23 protein-coding genes are annotated in these 19708 nt (G+C 35.6%); all 23 read right to left on the reverse strand.

Translation table 11 applies throughout. The features are described 5' to 3' along the window. Positions 1-5: 5 nt before the first annotated feature. On the reverse strand, positions 6-872 hold the full coding sequence (locus GMD78_RS16220; protein WP_343042391.1) for a MinD/ParA family protein: 867 nt from the start codon (positions 870-872) through the stop codon (positions 6-8). Continuing rightward, on the reverse strand, positions 862-1992 hold the full coding sequence (flhF, locus tag GMD78_RS16225) for a flagellar biosynthesis GTPase FlhF (protein WP_155670162.1): 1131 nt from the start codon (positions 1990-1992) through the stop codon (positions 862-864). Before flhF ends, GMD78_RS16220 begins: the two co-directional genes overlap by 11 nt. Next, entirely contained in the window at positions 1989-4025 is a 2037-nt protein-coding gene (gene flhA, locus GMD78_RS16230) for a flagellar biosynthesis protein FlhA (protein WP_155670164.1), read from the reverse strand. The genes flhF and flhA overlap by 4 nt, the downstream gene beginning before the upstream one ends. 18 nt (positions 4026-4043) lie before the next feature. Continuing rightward, positions 4044-5129 (reverse strand): flagellar biosynthesis protein FlhB, encoded by a 1086-nt coding sequence (gene flhB, locus GMD78_RS16235; RefSeq protein ID WP_155670167.1) that lies wholly within the window; start codon positions 5127-5129, stop codon positions 4044-4046. A 1-nt stretch (position 5130) separates the two neighbouring features. Further along, positions 5131-5910, reverse strand: a complete 780-nt coding sequence (gene fliR, locus GMD78_RS16240) for a flagellar biosynthetic protein FliR (RefSeq protein ID WP_155670169.1) — start codon at positions 5908-5910, stop codon at positions 5131-5133. A 3-nt stretch (positions 5911-5913) separates the two neighbouring features. Next, positions 5914-6183: a flagellar biosynthesis protein FliQ gene (gene fliQ, locus GMD78_RS16245; protein WP_155670171.1), complete on the reverse strand. Its 270-nt coding sequence runs from the start codon at positions 6181-6183 to the stop codon at positions 5914-5916. Positions 6184-6219: 36 nt separating this feature from the next. Next, the gene (gene fliP, locus GMD78_RS16250) at positions 6220-6885 is read right to left on the reverse strand and encodes a flagellar type III secretion system pore protein FliP (protein ID WP_155670173.1); all 666 of its coding nucleotides are present in this window, start codon (positions 6883-6885) and stop codon (positions 6220-6222) included. After that, a complete protein-coding gene (locus GMD78_RS21890) occupies positions 6878-7585 on the reverse strand; it encodes a flagellar biosynthetic protein FliO (protein ID WP_196493847.1) in 708 nt (235 codons plus the stop codon). Before GMD78_RS21890 ends, fliP begins: the two co-directional genes overlap by 8 nt. 15 nt (positions 7586-7600) lie before the next feature. Continuing rightward, entirely contained in the window at positions 7601-7963 is a 363-nt protein-coding gene (locus GMD78_RS16260) for a response regulator (protein WP_155670178.1), read from the reverse strand. A gap of 11 nt (positions 7964-7974) precedes the next feature. Beyond that, positions 7975-9123, reverse strand: coding sequence for a flagellar motor switch phosphatase FliY (gene fliY, locus GMD78_RS16265; protein ID WP_155670180.1), 1149 nt, complete (start codon positions 9121-9123; stop codon positions 7975-7977). Beyond that, the gene (gene fliM, locus GMD78_RS16270; protein WP_155670182.1) at positions 9113-10111 is read right to left on the reverse strand and encodes a flagellar motor switch protein FliM; all 999 of its coding nucleotides are present in this window, start codon (positions 10109-10111) and stop codon (positions 9113-9115) included. The genes fliY and fliM overlap by 11 nt, the downstream gene beginning before the upstream one ends. Positions 10112-10141: 30 nt before the next feature. Next, a complete protein-coding gene (gene fliL / locus GMD78_RS16275; protein ID WP_343042392.1) occupies positions 10142-10561 on the reverse strand; it encodes a flagellar basal body-associated protein FliL in 420 nt (139 codons plus the stop codon). Next, entirely contained in the window at positions 10554-10772 is a 219-nt protein-coding gene (locus GMD78_RS16280; RefSeq protein WP_155670184.1) for a flagellar FlbD family protein, read from the reverse strand. Before GMD78_RS16280 ends, fliL begins: the two co-directional genes overlap by 8 nt. 51 nt (positions 10773-10823) lie before the next feature. Next, positions 10824-11768, reverse strand: a complete 945-nt coding sequence (locus GMD78_RS16285) for a flagellar hook-basal body complex protein (protein ID WP_155670186.1) — start codon at positions 11766-11768, stop codon at positions 10824-10826. 82 nt (positions 11769-11850) lie between these two features. After that, entirely contained in the window at positions 11851-12222 is a 372-nt protein-coding gene (locus GMD78_RS16290; RefSeq protein ID WP_155670188.1) for a TIGR02530 family flagellar biosynthesis protein, read from the reverse strand. 1 nt (position 12223) lies between these two features. Further along, positions 12224-12694: a flagellar hook assembly protein FlgD gene (gene flgD / locus GMD78_RS16295; RefSeq protein WP_155670190.1), complete on the reverse strand. Its 471-nt coding sequence runs from the start codon at positions 12692-12694 to the stop codon at positions 12224-12226. A 9-nt stretch (positions 12695-12703) separates the two neighbouring features. Beyond that, a complete protein-coding gene (locus GMD78_RS21895) occupies positions 12704-13945 on the reverse strand; it encodes a flagellar hook-length control protein FliK (protein ID WP_155670192.1) in 1242 nt (413 codons plus the stop codon). A 30-nt stretch (positions 13946-13975) separates the two neighbouring features. After that, a complete protein-coding gene (locus GMD78_RS16305) occupies positions 13976-14578 on the reverse strand; it encodes a MotE family protein (protein ID WP_155670194.1) in 603 nt (200 codons plus the stop codon). 5 nt (positions 14579-14583) lie between these two features. Beyond that, positions 14584-15030, reverse strand: a complete 447-nt coding sequence (gene fliJ, locus GMD78_RS16310; protein WP_343042393.1) for a flagellar export protein FliJ — start codon at positions 15028-15030, stop codon at positions 14584-14586. A gap of 1 nt (position 15031) precedes the next feature. Further along, complete coding sequence (gene fliI / locus GMD78_RS16315) at positions 15032-16348, reverse strand: flagellar protein export ATPase FliI (RefSeq protein ID WP_155670198.1); 1317 nt, start codon at positions 16346-16348, stop codon at positions 15032-15034. Further along, positions 16345-17085 (reverse strand): flagellar assembly protein FliH, encoded by a 741-nt coding sequence (gene fliH, locus GMD78_RS16320; protein WP_196493848.1) that lies wholly within the window; start codon positions 17083-17085, stop codon positions 16345-16347. The genes fliI and fliH overlap by 4 nt, the downstream gene beginning before the upstream one ends. Continuing rightward, positions 17078-18085 (reverse strand): flagellar motor switch protein FliG, encoded by a 1008-nt coding sequence (fliG, locus tag GMD78_RS16325; protein WP_155670202.1) that lies wholly within the window; start codon positions 18083-18085, stop codon positions 17078-17080. The genes fliH and fliG overlap by 8 nt, the downstream gene beginning before the upstream one ends. Positions 18086-18097: 12 nt before the next feature. Next, positions 18098-19690: a flagellar basal-body MS-ring/collar protein FliF gene (gene fliF / locus GMD78_RS16330; protein WP_155670204.1), complete on the reverse strand. Its 1593-nt coding sequence runs from the start codon at positions 19688-19690 to the stop codon at positions 18098-18100. Between the last annotated feature and the right edge of the window lie 18 nt (positions 19691-19708).

A 19708-nucleotide genomic window follows, 5' to 3' on the forward strand; every position in this document is an offset into this window, starting at 1 on the left:
AACGGTTACCTCTCTCTAATTAGTCGTTTGAATTTCTGTATAAATGATACCGGTTCATTCGCAGTTTGTGTTGCGGAATCTGAAATATAGTTTTTAATTAACAATTTCAGCGCTTTTGAAACTGCTGCCTTTTTATTAAAAATACTATAAGGAACTTGGCGAATTACTGCAGTTGAAACAACTTGATCATCTGGTAGAATTCCTAAAAGCTGTATGTCTTTTTTTAAAAACTGTTTAACCACTCGCTGAAATCTTTCTAGAGCCTTTGTACCACTTTTTTGTGACTGAGAGCGATTCATGAGTACATACATAGATAATCCGGGCTGTTCTTTCACAATATGTTTAATCATGCTATAAGCATCTGTGATCGAGGTTGGCTCAGGTGTAGTAACAACTATACACTCATCAGCAGCGAGTACAAATGCCATACTAGTTGGAGTTGCTCCAGCTCCCATATCAAATACAATAAAGTCATACATTTTAGAAATCTTATGATACTGAACAAAGAAGTAATCTAACTCAGTTTGATCCAACGAGAAAATATCATTTAAGCCTGTTCCACCAGAAATATAAGATAAATTATTGGGACCTGTCTCAATAATGTCATAAATGGGTAATTGTTCCTGTAACATATCTACTATTGTGTATTGAGAATGTAAGCCAAGTAGTATCTCAATATTCCCCATTCCTATATCCAAATCAATTAATAGTACTTTTTTGTCATTTCTACATAATTCTAATGAAAAGTTTAAAGCAGTGTTAGATTTCCCAACTCCACCCTTTCCACTTACAAACGAGATCGTTTTTGCTTGTTTAGGGTTTTGTAAAATTTCAAATTGTCGTCGAAGACTTTCAGCTTGATCATGCTTCACTAAATTCACCTACTATAAAGTCGCTAATTTTTTTAGGTGTTGGTTGGATAAGATCATCTGGAACATCTTGTCCATTCGCTAGATAAGCAACTCCTACTTGTTTTTCAATTGCTATATTTAACATACTCCCATACTGTCTTGTTTCATCAATTTTAGTAAAGATTATTTCTTTTATCGGTATATGATAGAAACTATTGTAGATATCAATTAAATCCTTAGGCTTTGCGGTTAATGAAAGAACTAAAAATGTCTCGACATCTTCCGTAATATTGATATTCTCTCTTAGCTCCCTAACATACTTTTCATCACGGAAATTTCTTCCCGCAGTATCAACCAAAATCAAATCATAATCATTGAATTGCTGTACTTTTTCTTTATATTCATCAATCGAATATGCAACCTCGATTGGAACGTCTAAGATTTTTGCATATGTTTTTAATTGTTCAATTGCAGCAATACGATACGTGTCCATTGTGATAAAGGCAACCCTTTTCTTATCCTTTAGCATACTGTGTGCTGCTACTTTAGCTAAAGTTGTTGTTTTCCCTACACCCGTTGGACCGACAAATTGTACAATTTTTTTATTATACGTAATCCCTTCAAACGATAATGAACGTAATTGATTTTCAATTTCTAAACGTACATCCTGTATAATTGATGGAGCACTAATAGGATTTGAAGCTGCCTTATGCTGCTGAACAACCGCTTGAACAATTTTTTTAGCAATGTCTTGGTCTATTTCTTGATCTATTAAAAACTGATAAACGACTTGATAGTCCACATCAAATTGATAATTTTTCTGTTCAGCCTGTTGCTGCATAATCTTTTTCAAATATTTGATTTCATCCAATATATCTGTATTACGTTTATCTGATGAAACTGTTTCCTTTGATATGCTTGTTTGAGGTTTGGGTATAACTGGTTGTTTTCTTGGTTTTTCTGGTAGCGGTTGTTTATCAAGTGCAGCAACAACTTCTATTTTCTTCTTTTTAAATAACCCCAAAAACCCTCCGTCTTGAATCTCCTTTGAATTCAAGATTACTGCATCTGGACCTAGTTCTTTTCGTACGATGCTCATTACCTCTGGCATCGTTGGCGCTACGAATTTTTTTACCTTCATGCTACATTCACCACTCCAACGCTTTGAACTTGTACATTTGGTTCTAATTCATTATAGGATAAAACAATAACTTGCGGTAAGAATCGGTCAAGTAACTGTTTTAAATACATGCGTATTGCCGGTGAGCATAAAACAATCGCATTCTCCTCTTGCAATGTTAGTTTCTCTACCTCTTCGTGAATGGTTTTAATTATTGCCTGTTGTGAATCAGGATCTAATGCCAAATAATTTCCATGCTCTGTTTGTTGAATATTTTCTGCGATTATTTTTTCTACTTTTCCAGAAACAGTAATGACTCTTAATGACATATCATCATTAACATATTGTTTCGTTATTTGTGAAGATAATGCCTGTCTTACATACTCCCCTAACAATTCTGGATCATTCGTCAATTTTGCAAAGTCAGCTAACGTTTCAAAGATAATAGGTAAGTTTCGTATGGAAATATTTTCTCTTAGTAGTTTGCTTAATACTTTTTGAATATCACCAATTGCTAAAGGCTCTGGTGTAACTTCCTCTACTAAAATTGGATAACTTTCTTTTAAATGATCAATTAATTCTTTTGTTTCTTGTCTTCCTAATAGTGTGTGTGCATGCTGTTTTATTACTTCTGTAATATGCGTAGAAACAACAGAAGGAGGATCTACTACCGTGTAGCCGGAGAGCTCCGCTTCATCCTTATGCTCTTCACTAATCCACTTTGCTGGTAATCCAAATGCTGGTTCTTGCGTATCTATACCTTCAATCATGTCATCATCCATCTCAGGTGTCATAGCTAGGAAATGATCGAGCAGTAATTCACCTTGAGCTACTTCATTTCCTTTTATTTTTAATCGATACTCATTTGGATTAAGCTGAATATTATCACGTATTCTTACGACGGGTATAACAATCCCAAGTTCAATAGCAAGCTGTCTACGAATCATAATCACACGATCTAATAAATCCCCACCCTGCTTGGCATCAACCAATGGGATTAATGAATAACCAAATTCAAATTCAATTGGATCCATATTGATTAAGTTGACTACGTTTTCTTGTGTTTTCATTTCAGAACTTTCTGTTTCATCTTCCTGTTCTACATCTTTGATTTCTGGCTCCTTTGTTTGTTGTAGCAATAAGTAGCCACCTAAAGCTAAAAATGCAGCAATCATGGTTGTGAGGAAAAAGTTTATTGGTGTTAAACCTAATAAGAAGATGGTTCCAGCTGCAATAAACAATAACTTAGGGTATCTTAGTAGCTGTTCAGATACATCACTACCTAAATTATTTCCAGATGACGAGGTACGAGTTACAACAATACCAGTTGCCGTAGATATGAGTAGCGCAGGAATTTGACTTACTAATCCATCCCCAACTGTTAATCGCATAAACGTATTAATGGCTTCTCCAAAAGACATTTCCATCTGAACCATACCAATAATTAAACCAAATAAAATATTAATTAAAACAATAATGATACCTGCAATGGCGTCTCCTTTTACAAACTTACTAGCACCATCCATTGCTCCATGAAAATCAGCTTCATCTTCAACGGTTTTTCTTCTTTCTTTGGCTTCTTGTTCAGATATTAGACCTGCATTTAAATCAGCATCGATACTCATTTGTTTCCCTGGCATAGCATCTAATGAGAAACGAGCAGCAACTTCGGAAACACGCTCGGAACCTTTGGTAATTACGAGGAAATTGATAATAACTAAAATAACAAATACTACAAATCCGACTAGTGCACTATCTCCAATAACAAATGAACCAAACGTATCAACTACACCACCAGCATCAGCCTCAGACAAAATAGATCTCGTCGTCGAAACATTTAGCCCTAATCGGAATAAGGTTAATAGTAATAGGAGAGAAGGAAAAATAGAAAATTGTAATGCATCTTGAGTATTCATAGACACAAGAATGACAATTAACGCAAGAGTAATATTAAATAAAATGAGAATACTTAATAGCCAGCCCGGTAAAGGAATAACTAACATAACGATTATTAAAATAACGCCTAAAAGTACGGAAAAATCACGTGCCTTCATGAATGTCTCTCTCCTTAATTACCTAACTTTTTTGTCCAAACGGTAAACATATGCTAAAACTTCCGCTACAGCTTGGTAAAATTCTTCTGGTATAATATCGCCAATTTCAACCTTGTCATATAAAGACCTGGCGAGTGGTCTATTCTCTACGGTAACAACATCGTGTGCTTTTGCAATTTCCCTTATACGAAATGCAAGGTGGTCGACCCCTTTTGCCACAACATATGGCGCACCCGCCTTATCTTCATCGTATTTAATAGCGATGGCAAAGTGGGTTGGGTTTGTAATAACAACATCGGCATTTGGAACTTCACTCATCATCCGACGCATTGCCATTTGTCGTTGTCTTTCTTTAATTTTCGACTTAATTAAAGGGTCCCCTTCGATGTTTTTATACTCGTCCTTTACATCTTGTTTTGACATACGCATATTTTTTTCAAAATCATAACGCTGATAAGCATAATCAAAAACAGATAAAAACAGTAAAGCAATTGTAGCAGCGATCCCCATGATCATCGTTACATTCCCGAAAAACGCTAATGAACTATTTACATCCTTAAAGGCCGTCATCATCATTTCATCTTTATAGATCCAAATAATCGCAAACGTAATTGCTCCAATAAATCCGATTTTAAAGAAAGATTTTAGTAATTCTACTAGTGCCCGGATAGAAAATATACGTTTTGCACCTTGGATAGGATCTATCTTCTTTAAATCAAATTTTAATGGCTCGGTTGTAAATAGAAAGCCTATTTGTGTTAAATTCGAGGCCAATCCAGCAATTAGTGCAATCAACATAATAGGTGCGAGTATTTTAGCTGTTTCGATAGAACCTTCTACAAATATTTGGTGTACCGTATTCGGTGTAAGATCCCAGTGAATATATTCTGTAAAGGATTGTTGATATAACGTAGTCATACCATTTTTCATGAAGCCACCAAAAACAAACAATATAATAAAGGAAAATAATAATAAAATGGCTGTATTCACATCTTGGCTTTTGGCAACTTTCCCTTTTTTACGCTCATCTTGTCTTTTCTTCGGGGTAGCTTTTTCTGTTTTTTCACCTGCAAAGAATTGTAGGTCAAGTTGTAATTGCTTCAACCTAAGCACCTCCGAATAATTGCATAAGACCACGCATTGTTTCAAACATAAGTCCGAATAAATTTTTTACCAGTACCATGTAAAGACTTAAGAAAACAAAGATAGCTACAAAGCTCACTAATATTTTTAGTGGTAATCCAACAACAAAAACGTTTAATTGTGGAACCGTCCTAGCAATGATCCCCAACGCAACATCAACTAGGAATAGACAGCCAACAATAGGTATCGCAATTTGAAAAGCGATTAAAAACATTTTACTGAAAGCTTGAATGACAAATTCTGCAATATTGCCATTTTGAAATGGTATAAATGTATCAACCGGAATAAATTTATAACTATTTACGATTCCGTCTATTAATAAATGATGACCATCAACCGATAATAGAAATAATAAAGCAATAATATAAAAATATTGACCTGTTAAGGGACTCTGTGCACCAGTTTGGGGATCGACAACGTTTGCGATTGCAAAACCCATTTGAAAGTCAATAAACCCACCCGCAATTTGCACAGCTGAAATAATAATGTAGCCAATTAAACCAATTAATAAGCCAATAAGAATTTCTTTTACAATTAAGAAAATATACATTTCGTCTATAACAATTGCAGAAGCATCAATGGTATAAAACATAATAAATGCTAAAAAGAAACTAAAGCCAATCTTAAATGGTAGCGGAATCGTTCGATAAGAAAAAAATGGTAAGGTTACAAAAAATGCCGCTACTCGTACTAAGACTAGTAAGAAAACTGGAAAACTATTAATATTTATCAGTTCTAGCATAATTTAGCCTACAAACCTATTTAAGTTTTGGAATACATCTACTGTGAACTCTACCATTTTGGACAGCATCCATGGTCCAAAGAAAATCAAACCAACTAAAACTGCTACGATTTTTGGAATAAAGGCTAGAGTTTGCTCTTGTATTTGAGTTGTTGCTTGAAAGATACTAACAAGCAAACCAACTGCAAGCGCCAAGATTAATAAAGGACCCGTAACTAATAAAATAGTATATATTCCTTTTTCTGCTAAAGATAATACAAATTCACTACTCAACGAAACCCACCCTTCCTTTTCCAATATAGCAATTCATTAAAATCCACTTAATAATGAATGAGTAATCAAATACCATCCATCAACTAACACAAATAACAGAATCTTAAATGGTAATGAGATCATTACCGGCGGTAGCATCATCATCCCCATTGACATCAATACACTTGCAACAGCCATATCAATAATTAAGAATGGAACAAAAATCATGAATCCCATTTGAAATGCAGTTTTTAATTCGCTAATGGCAAATGCAGGTACAAGGGTTGTAAGTGGTACATCTTGAATGCTTTCTGGCTTCTCCATATCTGTATAACTAATAAATAGCTCAAGGTCTTTTTGTCTCGTATGCTTGGCCATAAAGTTTTTTATTGGAGTACTTGCACGGTCATATGCTTCATCTAGCGTTATTTCTTCATCAAATAATGGTTGTAATGCATCATCATATACCTCACTAAATGTTGGTGCCATAATGAAAAATGTGAGAAATAGAGCAAGTCCTATCAACACCTGATTAGGTGGCATCTGTTGTGTCGCCAATGACGTACGAACGAAGGATAGTACGATAATTATTCTTGTAAAACTAGTCATCAAGATTAAGATACCTGGTGCCAATGATAAAACAGTTAATAAAAGAATTAACTTTACAGATGTCGCAACATTAGAAGGATCTGAACTAGAAAACATATCTATAAATTCATTCATGTCGCTCATCCTTCTGTTCATTCATATTTCTAAGTGTATTGCGATTTTGTTTTAGCTTATCTAGTTCAGTAGAAAACATATTCTTAAATTCCTTCTTATCTTTATCGTTCGTTGCACGGTTTGTATGGTTAGTTTTCTGAAGAACAGTAGACCATAAGTTGTTAGCAGAAAAACTAGATTGTTCTTCATGACTAGATATTATTTCATTTATCATTTCTGGATCTGTAATCTCTTGAAGCAGCTCTACATTATCACCAACACCTACTAAATAAAGCTTACTTCCAACCCGAATGATTTGGATCGATTTACTAGGTCCTAAATTTATTCCACCTACGTTTTCTAACGCCTTTACACGACTAAACAACTTATTGCGCTTATTTAAAAATTTGAGTAAAAAGTAAATAAGTGCTAGTACTAAAAGTAATGCAAAGAACATTTTTATTACATCAAATACTAGTGAACTAGTTGAAGTTGATTCATCATTATTAATTGAATTACTTCCTGAATCACCAGGTATAGAATCTACCTCACCGTCTTCACTGTCCGATTCATTTGCATTACTTTCATTTTCTTCATTTTCACCAAACATCTCTTCAACTGTTCCATTATCATGATCTTCTTCGGCTACAGCCTGTAATGAAAAATTAGTCATGAGTAAGACTAGTATAAACACAAAACTAAAACCAACTTTATTTATCACTTTAGTCACTCGTTTCTAGGCTAGCGCTTTCTGAATCGCTTCGATTACCCTGTCAGCTTGGAAAGGTTTAACAATAAAATCTTTCGCTCCAGCTTGGATTGCATCAATTACCATCGCTTGCTGTCCCATTGCTGAACACATAATAATCTTAGCTTCAGGACTAGCAGATTTAATTTCCTTTAATGCTGTAATACCATCCATTTCTGGCATCGTTATATCCATTGTTACTAGGTCAGGCTTTAATTCGTTATACATTTCAACTGCTTGCGCACCGTCCTGTGCCTCTCCAACAACCTCGAATCCATTTTTACTTAGAATATCTTTAATCATCATTCGCATAAATGCTGCATCATCTACTATTAAAATACGCTTATTCATGTTACTTCCCCCTATTTCAACTTCAATAATCTATCAGATTGACTAATAATATCTGTTACACGTACACCAAAGTTTTCATCTATAACAACAACTTCACCTTTGGCAATTAGTTTTTCATTAACCAAAATATCAACTGGTTCACCTGCTAGTTTATCCAGCTCTATTATTGATCCTGCTGAAAGATCTAATATGTCACGAATCGAACGATTGGTTCTACCTAGCTCAACCGTTACTTTCAAAGGAATATCAAGTAGCATATCTAAATTACGTTGCTCGTTTTGGTTTAATTCCACCTGATTAAAGTTTGAAAAATCTGCTTGCTGTATATTTGTTGGATCATTTGCTACTGAATTACCGATAAATTGTGGGTTACTCTCTTCTTCTTTTTGATCCTGTTTCACAGATACTTTCTGTTCCTGGTCTACCTTCACATCTAGTGGCTTGTCTAATTGTTCCACCGCCGCAGCTACTTCCTCTTCTGATTCTTTGCTTAAGCTTTCAACTAAATGCTTGGCGAAGTCAATAGGAATCACTTGCATGATATTGGAATCTATTAATGTTCCAACTTTAAGTTGAAAAGATACTTTAACAAATAATTCTTCATCACTATCTGCACTTAATGATTCTTCCACTTGATTAACCGAAATCGAAGGTGGAGAAATGTCCACTTTCTTTTCGAATACCGTTGACATACTAGTTGCAGCTGCACCCATCATTTGATTCATAGCTTCCTGTACGGCACTCAAGTGAATATCATTTAACTCCTCACTTGCACCAGTGCCATCACCGCCTAGCATGATATCGGAAATAACCGCTGCATCCTCTGTTTTAATTACAAATACATTTACTCCTGTAAATCCTTCAACGTAATTTACTTCAATGCCCACATGTGGATATTGAAACTCATTGTTTAACTCTTGACGGCTAATCACAGAAACCATTGGAGTTGTAATTTCAACTTTTTGGTTGAGGAGTGTTGAAAGAGTTGTAGCTGAACTTCCGAATGAAATATTCCCAATCTCTCCTAAAGTATCTTCTTCTATGCTAGAGAGAGTTTCTTTTTCCGCTGTTTGGTTTGATTCATTATCCTCCTCATCATTTCCCCCAACATTTAATAATGCATCGATTTCGTCTTGGGAAAGCATACCATCATTCATCATTTTCATTCCCCTCCTTGATTTCTTCCAACACTTGTACGGAAAGTTTGTTTTTATACTTACCTGGCTGGACATAGAATTTAGGTTCATCATTTATTTTCAATGTAAGAGGTTGATCAATCTGCTGATTTAACGCGATAACATCCTCTTTATTTAAGTCTAAAAATTGTTGAATATTTATTGTTGTTTCCCCCAATAATGCTTTTGCTACCACGTTTGCTTTCTGTATGCTGGTAGATAGTTTCTCATACGCTTCCGGATCTCTTTTCTTCGTAGCAGTTTGCATCCAATATTGCACCGAAAGTTTGGATATAATTGGTTCAAGTACAATATGTGGGATACATATATTGATCATTCCGCTTGTCTCACCGATTGTCGTGTTTAATGATACGACTACAACCGTTTCGTTAGGTGATACAAGTTGCAGGAATTGAGGATTAACTTCAAACTCTTCTAGTACTGGGTCAATATCGAGCAAGGAAGACCATGCTTCTTTCAAACTAGAAAATCCCTTTTCTAGTAATTGCGAGATTAAGATAGTCTCAATTTCAGTTAAGTTCTCAATTTTATTCACGCTGTCGCCTTTACCACCAAGCACTCGATCTAGCATTCCATATGCGATATTGGGATTAACTTCCATAATAACTCTTCCCTCTAAAGGGGAAACGCTAAATACGTTTAATACGGTGATATTCGGTATCGAGCGGATGAATTCCTCATAAGGAATCTGATCAACGGAAGCAACCGATATGTTTACGTATGATCGTAATTGGGATGAGAAAAATGTAGTTAGTAACCGAGCATAATTTTCGTGAATTCTAGTAATTCCTCGAATCTGATCTTTAGAAAATCGCAAAGCTCGTTTAAAATCATATACGCGTACCTTTTTCTCTTTTTCTTCTTTTTTTAATTCCTCTGCATCCATTTCACCAGTAGTTAATGCGGATAAGAGTGAATCTATTTCATTTTGCGAAAGCACTTCATCTACCAAATATACTCACCTCCATTTCGGAGTAGTTTACTATTGTAATATTTTCTGTACGGTATAAACGTCTGCAATAGTTCCCTCTGTCATAACTTCATTTAATTTATTCATTACAATGCTTTCAAGCTCTGGAAGCCCTGTTTTGAAGTCTTCCTCATTCAATTTTGCTAATTCTTTAATTAAGATATTTTTAACTTGAAAATCTCGTTTTTCTATTTCTTCTTTTGCTTTCTTATTATCCGTCACAATCTGAAACTGAATTCGAACAAAGCTTCCATCATTTAAATCCGTTGTGATTTCAGGTGTAGTGTACGAATATTCAATGATATCATCTATTGTTTGTTCCTCATCATTATTTTTATCGTTAACCATATATAATACGATTGCAGTAGTAATCCCACCTATTAATAAAATGATTAATAATGAGGTTAACATTACTTTTACTATTTTACTCACTTGCCTCACTCACCTCTTTAAGTGATTGCTGGATCCCAACCTTTTGATAATACGTTGTAATTAAGTCAACCACTTCTTGGACTGGTTCTCTAACAACAATCTTCTTTCCATTTTGTAACGTAATCGTTGTATCTGGTAATGCTTGTACTTGTTCAATCATTACTCCATTTAATACAAAAGCTTCACCATTTAATCGTGTAACTGGAATCATATAATGGCAGGAGTGCACTAATCTAATGATCAGGCACTCCCTACCTCCTTATTATCGTTTTAGATTAACAAGTTCTTGTAGGATTTCATCAGATGTAGTTATTATTCTTGTATTAGCCTGGAAACCACGTTGAGCTGTAATCATTTCCGTAAATTCTTCAGATAAATCAACGTTAGACATTTCTAATGAACCACTCACGATAGAAGCTGTTCCTTCAGATTCAGGTATTGCTAAACCAGTATAGCCAGCATTCACTGAGTTTAAGAATAAGTTACTCCCTGCTTTCTCTAGTCCAGCTGGGTTTGAGAAATTTGCTATTGCTACTTGCCCAGCAACCTGTGTGTTTCCATCTTGATCAATAAAGTTCACAATCCCATTTGTTTGAACACTGAAGCTTTGAGCGTTATCAGGGATCTGCATATTTCCGACAACAAATGCTCCTGTATTTGCTGGTGGATTATTTGCTTGTTGTTCTTTTACAAAAGTATTATTATTTACCTGTAGTTCAAACCAATCACCGTTTTCATCTTGGGAATAATAGTTACCATTATCTTCAACAACCAAGTCCCCGTCGGTGTCAACTTGAAATCCCATCAAATACAACCCTTGTGGATTCACAATACTTCCATCTTCATCGAGATAGAAGTTACCAGCACGTGTATACGCTACTGAATCACCATCTTGTACGACAAACATTCCATCTCCCTCTAATGCAAAGTCTAGTGGGTTATTGGTTGTTTGGCGGAATCCTTGCGTATGAATGTTATCTATGGAGCCTAATTGAGAACCTAATCCTACTTGTGCTGCATTCACCCCACCACGTGTAGCAGTAGGTCCCTGAGCACCAGAAGTCATCTGACTCATCATATCCTGAAAGGTAACGCGACCTTTCTTAAATCCAGATGTGTTTACATTTGAAATATTGTTACCAATTACATCTAATTTTGTTTGAAAGTTTTTCATTCCAGAAATACCTGCATACATTGAACGTAGCATATTATTTTCTCCCCTTTTGGTTTATATTAATTAGCCGTATCGATCATTCAACAGCTAGGTAGGCCTCCCATTAGGGTCCAGCCTAATCATTTATTAAAATCGTTCCGTTAATATTTGTAAAAATTTTGCTTGATGCTTCTTCTCGTCCTAGTGCAGTTACGACTACATTATTTTTGGCACTAACAACTAAAGCAGCATCACTAGTAACAACTAAGGAATCGGTAACGCCCTTTTCCTTTGCTTCCATTACTTTTTCCGAGATCATTTTCCATTGTTCATCATTAAACTGTATATTGCGCTCTGATAAACGTTCTGTCGCGTGTTTACTAAGCTTCAACTCTTGTTGTTCTGCTAGAACATCTTTAAAACTTACATTCGGTTGGTTGGATACAGATTTTTTTACATTCGGAAATTGTAATGCATGATGCGGCACTTGATGTACACGATGATCCATGCTAATCACTTCCTTCGTTTGTATCTCCACTATTTTCAGTTATGCTGCTAACCTGTAAAATAGCATCCGCATAAACTTTTTCCCCGTCCGCTAGTTCTAATATCGCCCAGCCATCTTTTTGACTTACAGCAATTACTTCACTAGTTTTATTTTCAAGTTTTTTACCTGTTTCTTTATCTTTAACTTCGTATGTTACTTCTTTCCCAATCATATGACTATATTGAACTACTGGAGAAATCATTTGACTTTGAACTAAATTATCAATTGACTTAGCCATATTCATCGTTTGTTCCAATGTGGAGAATGTCGTCATTTGTGAGATGAATTCTCGATCGTCCATTGGACTTGTTGGATCCTGATTTTGTAATTGGGTCATTAAGATTTTTAAGAATTCATCCTTACCTAGATCTGGACTTGGTGTTCTAGTTGTTGGTTGATTCTTTAAGTATAAAGATGGATCAATCACTGTCATTTTTTTCACCTACACTTTTTCATTTAACATTAACTCTTGAAATGTTGCTTCGAAATCTGATTCGTTACCTTGTTGATTATTTTGATCAGAAGATGACTGTTTAGACTGATTCTCGTTCTGTTCTTTATATGCTTGTCCATCCTGATCTTTTTGCATATTTTGTCCTTGTTGCTGTGCATTAACATCCTGTCTCTCTATTTGGACCTGATGTGGCGAAAACATAGTTTTAAGTTGATTGATATTGGATTCAAGCATTTCTTTTGCTGCTTGAGAAGATACTAAGATTTTAACCGTCATTTCACCATTTACCTGTGTTAACTTAACCATCATTTCTCCTAGATTATCTGGACGTAATGTAATCGATAATTGATTCGTTCCATTCGGCATTTGTAAAAACTTACTTGTCTTCATTACCTTTTGAAATTGATCAATCAATTGCTTATCGACTGGTTGTGCTTCTTGTGTTTGATTTACATATATCACAAATTGCTCAACCTTTGACATAGGCATAGATGACATTGTAACAGTGCTTGAATTCTGAGTAGTAAGCATTTCCGATTGTGAATGTTTCTCCAATGCATGACTCATCCATTTAACAACATCACTAGTGGTAACCTTAGCATTCGAGTTATATTGTGAGTTTGTGGCAAACTGGTTTCGCTTTTGAAACGCTTGTAATAATTCCTTCCAAACAGCTTGTTCCTTTGGACCTTCTTGGATAAACAACTTTGCACTATTTTGTTCACTGCCAAGATTTTTTTCTAAACTAGTCCACTGCTGGAGTAGATCTAGTATCTTTGGTGCAGCTTTCTTCATGTCTTGTTCTGTTACCATACCTTGAATTAATTCTACAAACTTAGAAAAAATTTCATTAAATGCACCTTGTAGAATAGATAGCTGTTCTAGATCGAGATCTTTACTATTCAAGCCGGTTAACAAAATCTCTTCCATATTGTCTTGCGTTAGTTCAAACTCTACTGAATCACTAGTTTTTATGGATAGACCTGTCTTCCAATTAAATTCCTCTAGTTGTTCAACATTCATCATTAGTTCGATTGGTAAAGATAATTCATTACCTTTTAATGGTAGAGACTCTAAATCAATATTTAGCAAATTTTCATCTGAGGTATTAATTTTACTCAGTATAATATCTTGAAATAGATCACCTGATTTGTTGGAATCCTGCTGTTTTGTGCTGCCTGATAAGGTTTGCCCAACTAGTTTTGAAAAAAGTAATCCAACCGTATTCACTTTTTCACCCCCTTTCAAAGAAATGGAGAATTAATTTGAATCCTGCATAAATAATTCCGTAATTTCAGCAGCTATTTCAGGATCCATCTCAGCTAAAATAGCGCCTCTGTCTTCACTTGCTAATTCTTTAAAAATAGATACCGCAATATTTTGCTCTAGTTGTTCAACAAGCCTTGCTGCTCGTTTACTATTCATTTCCTTAAATGAATTAGCCATTTCATGTACAGTATCCAAGTCTTCTTCAAGCATCTGTTCATCTTCTTGTTCTAAAGAGTTTTGTTCTAAAGTATTTTCCAACTTAAGTATTTCTTGCTCTAATTGGTCGATAACCCCTTCTAGGGTAGCTACTTCACTCATTAAACCTTCTATTTCGCTATCCTTTTCAGCAATCATTGACTGCACTTTTTCTTCGTTTTGTTCCGCTTCAGCCTCTTCTTCGGTAGTAATAAAGGTATTTACAACAGGTAGATTGTTTCCCTTTTCTTTCGCCCAATCAAGTACATTTACCCCAGCAATTGCAAATGCTATAACCGTAATCGAAATGGCAATGATGACTGGTATTACAATGGCAAATAAAAACCATAGAATCGGATTCATTTTCTTTTTTTCTTCTTTTTTTAGTTCGTTTGACATGCTATTCACCTATTTTTGCAGCTTAGAAATTGTTGGATTGATACTTCATCCATCATTGTATTTTCTAATCTTTTTTCTTCTTTTTCATAATCTCTTTTTCGAAATTCTATGATTTTCTCAAATTTCTTCACTTCAACGTGAGCATTGGTTAACTCGGATTGTTTTGTCTCCATCTCGGATCTTGCAAGCTGTACATCTCGCTGAAGATTTTCAATTTGTTTAGATAATGTTTCAATATAGTTTAGTTGTTCAATTATTGATTCAATTTGAGTTGGTTCTTGAATAGACTCTTCATAGGCCAATTCTGCCCTCTCTTTTTTTTGAAGTAATGTGTACATCGCAGTAGCTATGCGTTCAAAATAATCAACCGATTGTTGATATGCTTGTTGTGCATCTTTCTTTTCCTTTTCACGGACGTTCAGTATTTTATCGATTGCTAGCGTATTAACCACGTTACATTCCTCCATTAATCAACTGTTTCATCATGTCAATTGATTCCTCAAGCGTCTTATGTTCAAATATGTCTTGCTTCAAGAATGTCTGGATTTTAGGATAATAGGTAATGGCTTTATCTATCATCTGATCGGTACCACGCTTGTAGGCTCCGATCTGAATTAATTCACTATTTTGCTCATAAGTTGACAATAGTGAACGGACCTGCTGAGCGGTGCTTTTATGTTCATCTGAAGCAATTTGATTCATTACTCTACTAACAGACTTAAGGATGTTTATTGCAGGAAATTGACCTTGTTCTGCTAACTTACGATCCATAACAAAATGACCGTCTAAAATACCACGAACTGTATCTGCTATCGGCTCATTCATATCATCACCATCAACTAAGACAGTGTAGAAAGCAGTAATTGCGCCAAATTCATTTGTGCCAGTCCGTTCAAGAAGTTTAGGTAGTGTTGCGAAAACGGATGGTGTATAACCTTTCGTTGTTGGTGGTTCACCAGTGGCTAATCCAATCTCTCTTTGTGCCATCGCTATCCTTGTAACAGAATCCATCATAAGGTTTACCTTATAACCTAGATCGCGAAAAAATTCACTAATTGCTGTTGCCGTATATGCACCTTTAATTCTCATTAAAGCAGGCTGATCAGATGTCGCTACGACAACTATTGATTTTTTCAACCCTTCTTCACCAAGGTCTTTCTCAATAAACTCTCGCACTTCACGACCACGTTCACCAATTAAGGCAATTACATTGATGTCAGCTTCACTATTCCTAGCAATCATACCTAGCAGTGTACTTTTTCCAACACCACTTCCCGCAAATATACCGATACGTTGACCTTTCCCTACAGTTAGCATTGAATCAATTGCTTTAACTCCAACCTGGATAGGTTCAGAAATAGGTGCTCTTGCCATCGGGTTAGGTGGGGATTGATCGGTTGGAAAGGATGCTAACCCTTTTGGTAAAGCAGTGTCATCTAAGCTTTCTCCTAAAGAGTTAATGACCTTACCGATCAACCCCCTACCTACTTTAATCGCTAGAGATTTACCAGTCGATTCTACTAAACAACCAGGACCGATATCCGTTAACTCCGAATACGGCATGAGAATAATTTTTTCATTATTAAACCCAACTACTTCAGATAGAATTTTACGTTTACTAGAAGAAGCAGGATGGATATAACATACTTCACCGATATTGGCATCAGGCCCCTGTGATTCGATCATAATTCCAACCACCTGTTGTACCTTCCCATAACGTTTATACGTGTCGGCTTGTTCAATTGCAGAAAAGTAATGAGTTACATTCATTGTTTATTCTCCATAACGACTACATGTAATACGTCGCGAATTTGTAATAGCTGTGTGTCTATACTCGCATCGATTTTTCCAAATGGATGTTCGATAACACAACTTCCTTCCGTAGCCTTTTCATCTACATAAAGGGAAAGTTCAGCTTTATTAGTTACGATCTGTTTCAATTCATTTTTTTGCTGTAAGACAGCTTCATAGTTATTAGGATGTAAATAAATCGAAATAGAAGATTTATCCTTTAATGAATCAATTGCCTCTCTTACAATGTGTAAAAATGTCTCTGGTTTCTCAGTTATTTGTTGTTTAAGGATTTTTTCTGCTACAAATACAGCCATTTCAACAATAGAATCTTCGCTTTTTTCAATTGTTGTATGATAGTCATTAGTAGCTGATTGAATAATAGAGTTAGCTTGTGCAATTAACCCTTGGTACTCTGCTAGTCCTTCGTCTTTACCTAGATTAAAACCTGCTTGATAGCCTTCTTGTTTAGCAAGTTCGATATACTGCTGTTTTTCTTGCTCCCAGTTAATCTTTTCTTGTTCAACTTCTTCTTTAGTTTCTTGGATAATGGTATCTTTTTGAATCAGAAGTTCCTCTACTTCATTACGAATTGCTTGTAATGTTTTCTCCTCTTCAACGACTGTATTTTCTACTGTAGCCTCTAACTGTTCTTGTTGCTCCTTCTTTACCTGAATCTGTCTTATTTGAATTAGCCTTTTCTGTGAATCAGACAATGATATCGTCTCCTCCACCACGCGCAATAACAATCTCACCAATATCTTCTAATCTTCTTATTATCGCAACGATTCGAGTTTGTGCTTCTTCAACATCCCTCAAGCGTACAGGTCCCATGTATTCCATCTCTTCTTTAAAGGTTTCAGCCATCCGTTGAGACATATTCTTAAATACAATATCTTTCACTTCATCACTTGATACTTTAAGCGCTAGTCGTAAATCGTCATTTTCAACTTCGCGAATAACACGCTGAATTGCACGATTATCCAGAATAACAATATCCTCGAATACAAACATCCGTTTTTTGATTTCATCTGCTAGCTCTGGATCTTGAATTTCAAGAGCATCTAAAATCGTTCGTTCCGTACTTCGGTCAACACCATTTAACACCTCTACAACAGCTTGGATTCCACCAGTTTGCGTATAGTCCTCTGATAACGATGATGATATTTTACGCTCTAACACTTCCTCCACTTGACTGATAATTTCTGGGGAAGTCGAATCCATCGTCGCAATTCGCTTTGCTACATCCGCCTGCATTTCTTGTGGTAATTCAGATAAGATTTGTCCAGCTTGGTCAGAATCCAAATACGATAACACAAGAGCGATGGTTTGTGGATGTTCACTTTGTATAAAGTTTAAAACCTGTTGAGCATCCGCTTTTCGAGCAAAGTCAAACGGTCGAACCTGTAAAGACGATGTTAACCTACTGATAATATTAGATGCTTCGTTCTGACCAAAAGCTTTTTCCAATACCGTTTTAGCGTAACCGATTCCACCCTGAGAGATATAGTCTTGAGCTAGAGCAATTTGATGAAATTGCTCTAACACATCTTCCTTCAATTGACTTTCAACCTTTTTAACAGAAGAGATCTCCAAACTCAATTTTTCGATCTCTTCTTCTGTTAAATGTTTATATACTTCAGCTGATACATCTGGACCAAGGGAGATTAATAGAATCGCAGCTTTTTGTTTTCCGGTTAATTGTTGTCTTGCCATTTATTAATCCTCCTACTCTTCCCCAATCCAACTTCTTAATAACTTTGCAAAGTCTTCTGGTTTGTCTTTTGCCATCTTCTCTAGTTGTTTTTTACGGATGACTGATTCAGATTCATCTTCGTTAATTTCAGGAACTTCAGCTTGTGTTCCAGCAGATACTTCCGTTTCGACTATTTCTTCTTCGGTACTGTTTCTGTTTCGGAGTAACATCACTAGTAAAATGATTATAACTACTAACAATAAACCACCAACAACATACATCCAAACAGGAATAGCTGGTGTTGTACCACTAGGTACAGAGGTAGTTTCGCTAAATTCCTGGAAAACAATAGAGATCTTTTCATCTGTAGTAATGTTTCCATATTCCTTATCAATAGATGTGGTAATAATTGAATTCAAAATATCTCCAATCCCCTGCTCAACCACATTCATATCTTGTTGTGTTAAATATTCAATTTCATCGCCATCTCGTTGCCTTACATTATCAACTGCGACTTGGATTCCTAAATCACGAACTTTAAACGGACTTTCTACAATGTCTCTACGAATTCGGTTAAACTCATTGTTAATCGTTTCTTTTACAAGCTCATACTCTCCACCTTCACCATCTAATTCAGCATAATTATCTATCGTATCATCATCACCTAAACCAGCAAGTCCTCCTACACCATCCAGGCCTGAGTATGTCTCATGAATGGATTCAATACTTACCGGAAGACCTTCCATGTTTTCTGGATCAATCGGTTCAACTAATTCTTCCACTCTATTTTCCTGTGTAAAGTCCACATCTGCTGTAACAGAAACGATTACATTATCCATGCCAACCATAGTCCCAAGCATCTGTTGAACTCTTCTCTGAATATCTCTTTCAATGTCCTTCTTCACTGTCTGTTGGTAAGTGTACGTATCTTGTGTGCCAGATCCATCCTGTGTATTTTGATCAAAGTACTCAAAATATTGATTCATGATCACGATGTTCTCTGGTGTTAGATTAGGTACAGCTCTAGAAACTAAATGATAGAGTGAATTTATTTGATTTCCTTGGAATTGATAACCCGGTTGAGTACTCAACACAATAGATGCAGAAGCTGGTTGAAGAGACTCACTTGCAAATACTGGATCCTTAGGCATATTAATCATGACTTGCGCATCTTGAATTCCATCTATTCCTTTGATTAAGTTACTTAACTCCGTTTGCATAGCATCGAGCTTCATCATATCGAATTCGTTATCCGTAACACCCCAGGAGCTATTCTCGCTAAAAAATGAGTAGTCAATGTTTCCGCTGTTCGGTATACCTTGACCTGCTAAGTCAACTAGTAACGAATTAACCTGTTCTTCAGGTACTAAAACGGTTGTCCCTCCACTTTGTATTTCATAAGGAACACCTCTAGCATCCAACTCATTTTTTATCTGACCGACTTCCTGCAAGGATAAATTATTGTATAAAGGAACATAATTAGAATTAGTCGCAAATAATGAAATAGCTGCAATAAGGGCAATTATAATTACGATTGATCCTATAAAGATTCCTTTTTGACTTTTTGATCGTTTAGACCAAAAGGCATTTACTGATTCTCTGGTTTTCATTATTTTTTCCTTCATATATTCCCCCGCCAAATA

Source organism: Ornithinibacillus caprae, from assembly GCF_009728145.1.
GTDB classification, from domain to species: domain Bacteria; phylum Bacillota; class Bacilli; order Bacillales; family Amphibacillaceae; genus Ornithinibacillus; species Ornithinibacillus caprae.

Bases quoted from the DNA above. Each gene is read 5' to 3' on its own strand.
- flhF (WP_155670162.1), bottom strand. From the start codon at position 1,992: ATGAAGGTAAAAAAATTCGTAGCGCCAACGATGCCAGAGGTAATGAGC.
- flhA (WP_155670164.1), bottom strand. From the start codon at position 4,025: ATGAAGGCACGTGATTTTTCCGTACTTTTAGGCGTTATTTTAATAATC.
- fliR (WP_155670169.1), bottom strand. From the start codon at position 5,910: ATGCTAGAACTGATAAATATTAATAGTTTTCCAGTTTTCTTACTAGTC.
- fliP (WP_155670173.1), bottom strand. From the start codon at position 6,885: ATGAATGAATTTATAGATATGTTTTCTAGTTCAGATCCTTCTAATGTT.
- GMD78_RS16260 (WP_155670178.1), bottom strand. From the start codon at position 7,963: ATGAATAAGCGTATTTTAATAGTAGATGATGCAGCATTTATGCGAATG.
- fliY (WP_155670180.1), bottom strand. From the start codon at position 9,123: ATGATGAATGATGGTATGCTTTCCCAAGACGAAATCGATGCATTATTA.
- GMD78_RS16280 (WP_155670184.1), bottom strand. From the start codon at position 10,772: ATGATTCCAGTTACACGATTAAATGGTGAAGCTTTTGTATTAAATGGA.
- GMD78_RS16285 (WP_155670186.1), bottom strand. From the start codon at position 11,768: ATGCTACGTTCAATGTATGCAGGTATTTCTGGAATGAAAAACTTTCAA.
- GMD78_RS16290 (WP_155670188.1), bottom strand. From the start codon at position 12,222: ATGGATCATCGTGTACATCAAGTGCCGCATCATGCATTACAATTTCCG.
- flgD (WP_155670190.1), bottom strand. From the start codon at position 12,694: ATGACAGTGATTGATCCATCTTTATACTTAAAGAATCAACCAACAACT.
- GMD78_RS16305 (WP_155670194.1), bottom strand. From the start codon at position 14,578: ATGTCAAACGAACTAAAAAAAGAAGAAAAAAAGAAAATGAATCCGATT.
- fliI (WP_155670198.1), bottom strand. From the start codon at position 16,348: ATGAATGTAACTCATTACTTTTCTGCAATTGAACAAGCCGACACGTAT.
- fliG (WP_155670202.1), bottom strand. From the start codon at position 18,085: ATGGCAAGACAACAATTAACCGGAAAACAAAAAGCTGCGATTCTATTA.
- fliF (WP_155670204.1), bottom strand. From the start codon at position 19,690: ATGAAGGAAAAAATAATGAAAACCAGAGAATCAGTAAATGCCTTTTGG.